General features: G+C 55.3%; 6 protein-coding genes. 4 read left to right on the top strand and 2 right to left on the bottom strand.

Features of this window, described 5'->3' with window-relative positions:
* The 4 genes from LBR61_07375 to LBR61_07360 all read left to right on the top strand — a co-directional run.
* Positions 1 to 1,838: hypothetical protein (locus LBR61_07375; protein MDR1731899.1), on the top strand; the 1,838-nt coding region annotated here is incomplete at its 5' end.
* Between the two features lie 475 nt (positions 1,839 to 2,313).
* Positions 2,314 to 3,321, top strand: a complete 1,008-nt coding sequence (locus LBR61_07370) for an ABC transporter substrate-binding protein (protein ID MDR1731898.1) — start codon at positions 2,314 to 2,316, stop codon at positions 3,319 to 3,321.
* A gap of 27 nt (positions 3,322 to 3,348) precedes the next feature.
* Positions 3,349 to 4,260, top strand: coding sequence for an ABC transporter permease (locus LBR61_07365; GenBank protein MDR1731897.1), 912 nt, complete (start codon positions 3,349 to 3,351; stop codon positions 4,258 to 4,260).
* Positions 4,247 to 5,083 carry an ATP-binding cassette domain-containing protein gene (locus tag LBR61_07360; GenBank protein MDR1731896.1) on the top strand — a complete coding sequence of 279 codons (837 nt, stop codon included), beginning with the start codon at positions 4,247 to 4,249 and terminating at the stop codon, positions 5,081 to 5,083. The genes LBR61_07365 and LBR61_07360 overlap by 14 nt, the downstream gene beginning before the upstream one ends.
* A gap of 85 nt (positions 5,084 to 5,168) precedes the next feature.
* Here the strand turns inward: LBR61_07360 and LBR61_07355 are convergent, their stop codons facing one another.
* Both LBR61_07355 and LBR61_07350 read right to left on the bottom strand, forming a co-directional pair.
* Positions 5,169 to 6,437: a betaine/proline/choline family ABC transporter ATP-binding protein gene (locus LBR61_07355; GenBank protein ID MDR1731895.1), complete on the bottom strand. Its 1,269-nt coding sequence runs from the start codon at positions 6,435 to 6,437 to the stop codon at positions 5,169 to 5,171.
* Positions 6,434 to 7,303: an ABC transporter permease subunit gene (locus LBR61_07350; protein MDR1731894.1), complete on the bottom strand. Its 870-nt coding sequence runs from the start codon at positions 7,301 to 7,303 to the stop codon at positions 6,434 to 6,436. The genes LBR61_07355 and LBR61_07350 overlap by 4 nt, the downstream gene beginning before the upstream one ends.
* Between the last annotated feature and the right edge of the window lie 6 nt (positions 7,304 to 7,309).

The raw sequence follows: 7,309 nt of genomic DNA, 5'->3' as shown, positions 1-7,309 counted from the left end.
TGAATCATTTCGATACCTTGACTCAATATGTTTTGGACAATTCCACCTATAAAGATGGAACGACTTTGATGGTTGCTCTGGAGGATCTCGCCAGACTTTATGCCCCGTATTTTACCTTCGCTCTCGAAGGCGACAGTCTGACCGTGAGGCATTTAATGTTCACCAAAACGGTCCATCCTGAAGATAGCGGACTGCGGGCTCCCCGCCTGAACTATACCAAAACGCTTTGGGAAGTGAAATACTCGACAAAAAGTACGGCAATCTCTTCAGCCACTAAGACCGTATATGAGCCCTTTACCACCAAAGCCGCCGACGGAGCAGTAGAAGGACTTGAGAAAGTTAAACCAATGACGACCGAAGGGCTTTCTCCCAAACCATTGACTGCTCTGCCTCAAAGTAAGAACGGAAAACTTTACGTTCCATTGGTCAGTTTCATGGAAGCTCTGGGGAAAGTCGCTCTTGACGAAGATGCATATCTGGGTATTCAAAGTGTGATTCCGGATATTCCAAAAGCCTCCTCACGTAACATTTATACAGGCTGGGAGAAAATAACCGACAGAGAGATGACCTGGGCGGATTACATGGATGGAGTTTTGGATAAGACGATCACTAAAGGACACTTTTGGAAGGCTTTTTATGTGGGAGTGGAGAAAGTCTACACAGGGGAAGGTTTTAATGGCGAGAGTGACCCAATGAAAGAGATGTACGTCAACCGTATCATGCCCTACAATATTTATATTCCCAATACCTACAACCCTTCCATTCCCAACAAGTTTAACTTCATACTCCACGGCGGAACAGGCAACGAGAACGCTCCTTTCGAACGCTTGAGCGATCGCAGCCTGGATATCGAAACACTCGCCGACAAGTACGGTTACATCGTTCTCTCACCCAATGGATGGACTCGAAGCCCGGCTTGGTTTAAAGGTCCGGCACGTTATTCCTTTTTCAAGGCTTTCGAGATGGTTTGCCAGGATTACAACGTTGACCGTAAAAAAGTGTTCCTTTCCGGAAATTCGGCAGGCGGCAAGGGAACCTGGGATCTGGCGATCCGCTATCCAGAGATGTTTGTGTCCATCTCTCCTCAGGCGCCATCCGCAACCAGTAGGGAGATCTCCGATGAACAAAAAACTCTTTTTATAGAGAAAATTGGTAACAAACCAGCGTTCTTTATTCATGGAGTCACCGACGCCACCGTTCCATATTACAGCCGCTACGTCCCCTGGGTCACCAAATGGGTCAAGGACATATGTTCCAACTCTTATTTTATGACTATTGAGGAAGGGAACCATTCTTACGCTTATGGATCAGGAATGGAGGCCATGTATGTCTTTTTTGACAGTTTTTTGAAGCCAGCCGACCCCAATCACCGGTTTGAAACGCTGACGCTTTTCCGGGCTAAGAAAGAGGTTTTGCTGGACAATACCCCATATAAGCTAAAACATCCAACGTCAAGCTCCGATGGAGTGACGATGATCAGCCTTGCTGACCTTGAAGACATTTACGGCCCTGACTTCCATGCCTGGAGAATTGCCGCCTACAACACGGACCCGCAGAAGGCAGCTCATGTCGTTACCATCCTGCATAACGGACGCTCACTGAACATTAAGCCGGGCGAAACCTTTCTCCGAGTCGATGCAGAACTGTACGCCGACGACATCCCTGCGGGCAAAACGGATGCGACTTACGTCGACGGCACTCTCGTCAAAGATTATGTCGTTCCGACCAGAAAGCTTTCTACGGCACCTGACGAGGTGGACGGTCAAATTTTTGTTCCCGCTGTGGAGATCATGGATTTACTGGGTCGCAGCGTCGTTGTAAAAGAGGACAGACCATAAAACTTTCAGTTAAAGAAAAGACGGTTTTCAGCAACGACTTTTTACTTTTTCGCTTTTTCGTCTTTTTGCTTTTTTATATTGACAAATATTTCTCGATATGATTTTATAATGACCTGTTAAACCGTGGATGCAGAAATCAAACCGTCAGCGCGCTTACAGAGAGTCCGAGAGGGTGAAAGTCGGGCAGAAAGCGGGGCGGCAAATGGACTGCGGAGGGCGCGGGGAAAGGGAAAGTGGAATTGCCGTTTCCCGATTATCTGGCGACGCGAGGCCGGCGTTATGGGCAGGGGGCGTGATGGCGCTCCGGTGAGAGGGCGATTTTATCGTCAAGCAAGGTGGCACCGCAGATGATTTACGTCTGTCCTTGTGGTACGGGAGTACCTGTGGGACAGGCGTTTTTTGTTTGTTCCGGGGACGCCGTGGGGTGGGTGTGACTTTTATTTTTTTACTTTTATGTAAAAAGGAGCAGGTGGGTATGATGGGTATAATGGGCAGGAACGTCGGAATTTCCGTGAAAAAAATGGGTGTGTTGTTTTTGGCGGCGCTGGCTGTTGTCTTTTGCGGGCGGGTTGAGGCCGCTCCTCTCAAAGGCGGCGTTTACCGAGTCGGGATCGTACAGCTTATCGACAATGGGGCCTTCGCGGACATGCGAGAGGGATACATCGCCCGGATGCGGGAATTGGGTTACGGCGAGGACAAAATGACCTTCGACTACAAAAACGCCCAGGGCGATATGAGCAACCTGAACTCAATTTGTCAGAAAATGGCGGACTCGGACCTGGACGCCATCGTGACCATCGCGACTCCGCCCACTCAGGCCATGGTCAACCTGAGCCCCAAAGCGCCCGTTTTTTTCATCGCCGTTTCCAACCCCGTCGCGGCAGGCGTCATCACGAAGATGGAAAAACCGGATAAAAACGCCACAGGAACCTCCAACGCCATTCCGGTGGACGAAATGTTCCGCCTTGCCGCGAAGATCACGCCGAACGTCAAAACTTTTGGAATTCTTTACAGCAACGGCGAGGTCAACGCGGTCAACACCGCCAAAGCTGCAAAGGCCTTTCTGGATCAAACAAAACTCTATGCGTACAAAGAGGCCATTGCCACGTCCTCTTCCGAGGTTCAGCAGGTGGCCCAGTCCCTGGTGGGAGCGGTGGAGGCCATTTTCATCCCCAACGACAGCATGATCCAGAGCGCCATGCCTCAGGTGGTGGGGGTCGCCAACGAGGCCAAAATCGCCACCTACGGAAGCTCCGCGGTTATGGTCAACTCCGGAGCCTTCGCCACGATCAGCATCGACGATCACGTGATTGGCGCCCGAACCGCCGATATGGTGGACCGCTATCTGAAGGGCGCTTCCGTGGAGGACATCCCTTCGGTGGTCATCTCTGATTTTGTCACGCTGTTCAACAAAACCACCGCTGACGCCGTCGGCGTGGAGATTCCGGAAGAATTTGCGAAAAACTCCGTCCTCGTGAAATAAGTCAGAGCAATCAGGAAGGTAAAAGTAATGACTTTGTTTTTTGGCTCGCTTCATCTGGGGTTGATCTACGGCCTGATGGCTCTGGGCATTTACATCACTTTCCGGATCCTGGACACTCCGGACCTGACGGCCGACGGCAGCTTCACCCTGGGGCTGGCCGTGTCCGCTTCGATGACCGTGCTGGGGATGCCCGTTTACGGGATCCTGCTGGGCATTTTCGCCGGAGCGGCGGCGGGGGCGGTCACCGGCATTCTTCAGACCAAGCTGAATATTCACCCTATCCTCGCCGGGATACTCACCATGAGCGGCCTCTACACCGTCAATCTTTTCATTCTGGGGGATCGTTCCAACGTGTCTCTCTTGGGGTCGCCCCATCTGTTTTCCATGGCGCTGACCTTTTTCCCCCATCTGGATCGGGATATCGTCCGGCTGGTCCTGACGTTTTTGCTTTGTCTTGTCTGTTTTGCGGTACTGGTGTGGTTTTTTCACACGCACCTGGGGCTTTGTGTCCGCGCCACGGGAGACAACGACGCGATGGTGAGAGCGTCGTCCATCAATGTGGACGCCATGCGGGTGGTGGCCGTCGCGCTTTCGAACGCCTGCACGGGCTTTTCCGGAGCGGTTGCGGCGCAGTATCAGGGCTTTGCGGATATTGGCGCCGGAGTGGGCATGATGGTGGTGGGGCTGGCCTCGGTCATTATCGGGGAGATGTTTTTCAGCCGCCGTTCCGTGACGCTGGGTTTGCTTGCGGCGATCTGGGGTTCCATCCTCTACCGGCTGATTATCGCCCTTGCGCTCAAAAGCGACTTTTTCCCCGCCTACGCCCTTCGGCTGGTCTCCGCGCTGATCGTCATGATCGCGCTCTCTCTGCCCGCCGTGAGAAACCGGCTGAAGCTGGCCGGACTGAAACGGGAGGCTCTGCGCAATGCTCGCGGTTGAGGAAGCGCGGAAGGTTTTTCAGCCGGGAACGCCCAACGAGCACGTGGCGCTGGACGAATTGAGCATCGATCTGAAAGAGGGAGAGGTCGTGACGCTCATCGGTTCCAACGGGGCCGGAAAATCCACCCTGCTCAACGCCATAACGGGAGGTTTTCTGCTGGACGGCGGACGCGTCGTTCTGGGCGGGGAGGATATAACCTGGCTTCCTCCCCACAAAAGGGCCTTCATGATCGGTTATCTTTTTCAGGATCCCCTGAAAGGAACGGCTCCCGGCATGACCATAGAGGAAAATCTGGCTCTGGCCTGCAGCCGGCATTCAACACCCCAGGGCGGAGGGATTTTCGGATTTCTGAAGCGCTGGCCCCTGCGCCCCGGAATCAATAAAAAGGACTCCGCTCTTTTTCGGGATCTGCTGGCCCGCTTCGGGATGGGGCTGGAAGATCGCATGGAAACCCGGGCGGGACTTCTCTCCGGAGGGCAGCGGCAGGCTCTGGCCCTGCTCATGGCAACCGCGGCCAACCCCCGTCTGCTTCTGCTGGACGAACATACCGCCGCTCTGGACCCCGCCGCCGCCGAAAAAATCATGGCCATCACCCGGGAGACGGTGAAGGAAAGAAACCTCACCACGATGATGGTCACCCATAACATCCAGCAGGCGCTGCGTTTTGGGACGCGCACCGTCATGCTGGAGGACGGGCGCATCATCCTCGATATTTCCGGAGAGGAACGGAACAAAATGACGATTCCCCGGCTGATGGAGCTCTATTCTCAGCACAGCCGGAAGGGTCAGCCTCTGGACAACGACCGTATGCTGTTGGAGTGACCCGGCTCCAGGTGATCTCCAACCAGCCGAAAAACCCGCCGGGAGCGGAAGCCCTCCAAACCCGGCGGAAGGGAAACAGAGCCCCTCACGAAAGACTGGACAGGATGGCGGCGCGGCTGACGATGCCTTCGAGCCGCCCCTGATCGTCGATGACGGCCAGAGGAAAAGGCGTGTCGGAGGCAACCCCGATGATGTCGCTGATCAGTGCGTTCTGCTCCACCTGTACCACGTTGTGCATGATGATGGAGGAAACCGAGGAAAGATGGTCGGTCCTGGCCTGCAGCGCGGAGGAAAGCGTCACGATGCCGATGAATTTCATTCCCTTTCCGATGACGTAGGCCGTCGAGACGTTGTTTTCCCGCATCTCCCGAATCGCTCCGATGGGGTCGGAATTCTCCCGAATCAGGCAGGAAGGGGTGATCATGACGTGCCGGACGCTCAGAATCTTCGTTCTGTCGATGGTCTCCAGAAAATCCCGAACATAGTTGTTTGCGGGGGAGAGGGTGAGCTCTTCCGGAGTGCCCAGCTGCTCGATTCGCCCGTCCCGCATGATTCCCACGGTATCCCCCATTTTGAAGGCTTCGTTGATGTCGTGGGTGATGAAAATAACGGTTTTACCCAGCTTTTTCTGGATTGAAAGCAGTTCGAACTGGATGTCGTGGCGGGCCAGAGGGTCCAGCGCCGAAAAGGGCTCGTCCATCAGGAGAAGTTCAGGGTTGTTGCAAAGGGCCCGGGCGATCCCGACCCGCTGGCGCATCCCGCCGGACAGGTCGTGGATGGGTTTGTTCTCCCAGCCCTTCAGCCCCACCAGCTCGATCATTTCCATGGCCCGGTTCTCCCGTTCGACTTTCGGGAGGCCCCGCACGTCGAGACCATAGGCCACGTTGCCCAGAACGTCGCGATGGTTCATCAGACCAAACCCCTGAAAAACCATGGAAATTTTGGAGCGTCGAAGATCGCGCAGTTCCCGTGGGGTCATATGAACCACGCTGCGCCCCTCGAAGAGAATTTCTCCGGCCGTCGGGCGCTGAAGCATGTTGATGCAGCGGACCACGGTTGATTTGCCGCTGCCGGACAGTCCGATCAAGGCGAAGATTTTACCCCGCTCCACGTCGAAGGATACATCGTCGATGGCGATGGTCACTCCGGTTTTTTTCAGGATTTCCTCCTTGCCGGCGCCCTCCTGCAGCATCCGTCGCGCGGCTATTTTATTGACGCCGAAGAATTTGCGGAGATGCCGAACGCTCAGCAGGATGTCGCTTTCCTCCTGTTTCATCTCCTCCTTAAGGTCATCAAGCCCCGCGGCTGAAACGACGGAATCAGCCGCAGGCAGGGTTCGCGTGTCCTCGTTCATGAGACTTTCCTTTCGCTTCGTTTGATGGACTTCTGGGTCAGGCGGTCCAGAATGATGGCGACGAAGACGATGGAGATGCCGGGCATAAGAGCGCGTCCCATCTCCGTGCGGTTGGTGGCGACCAGGATCTCCATGCCCAGACCGTTGGCTCCGATCAGGGCGCAGGTGACCACCATGCCCATGGCCATCATGATGGTCTGGTTGATGCCCGTCATGATGGTGGGCAGGGCCTGAGGCACCTGAACGCCGAAAAGAAGCTGCAGGCGGGTGGACCCAAAGGCCAGCCCCGCCTCCACAACCTCTTTGTCCACGTAGCGTATCCCGTGACTGGTCAAACGGATCATGGGCACGATGGAATAAAACAGCGTCGCCATGACGGCGGGGGTTTTGCCCACGCTGAAGAGCATCGCCGCCGGAATCAGGTAGACGAAGGAAGGAATCGTCTGCATGAAGTCCATGACGGGCTGCATGACGGCCTCCACATAGCGGTTCATGGCCACCAGCACGCCCATGGGAAATCCGAGGAGCAGCGCCAGCGTTACGGAGAGGACGATGATGGAAAGGGTTTGGAGCATCAGGGCCCAGAGGCCGAAGCTCCCCACCAGGAAGAGCATCGCGCCGTAAAGAGCCCCGACCTTCCAGCTGCGGCTCGTGCGATAGCCTCCCCAGACCGCCAGGAGAATCAGCAGCCACCAGGGGATGAGGGTCAGGCATCCCTCGATGCCGTTCAGGGTCCAGACCGTGATGGTTTTGATGGCGGCCAGGGAAGCGCGGTGATCCCGGCTGAACTGCCGTATGGCGTCGTCGATAACCGTGCCCGGGTTGAAGGTCAGGGCGTCGGGAAATTTCAAAAGCCACTCGTTCATGGAAGT

Source organism: Synergistaceae bacterium (assembly GCA_031272035.1).
GTDB lineage: Bacteria > Synergistota > Synergistia > Synergistales > Aminobacteriaceae > JAISSA01.
Note: the sequence above shows the minus strand (reverse complement) of the source record. Positions and strands in the feature narration are given on the sequence as shown.